Raw genomic sequence first — 375 nt, 5'->3', positions numbered from 1 at the left:
TGCTGTTGATCCGTCTGGGAAGGTTACAGTTGTTGTTCCATCGTTACCTACTTCAACTTTCGTTGCTGTTGGGTTAGCTTTCTTAACGGCTTCTTCTACTTTAGTTTTTTCTGCGTCTGTTAAGTTTGCTGGATCTTTAACTGGAGTTACTTCTGGATCTACAAGACCATTTGAGTCAGCTGTTTTAGCTGTCTTCTCTGGTGTTAGTTTTGCTGTTGATCCGTCTGGGAAGGTTACAGTTGTTGTTCCATCGTTACCTACTTCAACTTTCGTTGCTGTTGGGTTAGCTTTCTTAACGGCTTCTTCTACTTTAGTTTTTTCTGCGTCTGTTAAGTTTGCTGGATCTTTAACTGGAGTTACTTCTGGATCTACAAG

At 41.1% G+C, this 375-nt stretch carries 1 pseudogene; it reads right to left on the bottom strand.

Annotated elements, in window-relative coordinates:
• Nucleotides 1-375: pseudogene (locus tag HT718_RS09430) on the bottom strand (surface protein Rib); the annotation flags it as partial.

The organism is Streptococcus sp. 714, from assembly GCF_013277115.1.
GTDB lineage: Bacteria > Bacillota > Bacilli > Lactobacillales > Streptococcaceae > Streptococcus.
Note: the sequence above shows the minus strand (reverse complement) of the source record. Positions and strands in the feature narration are given on the sequence as shown.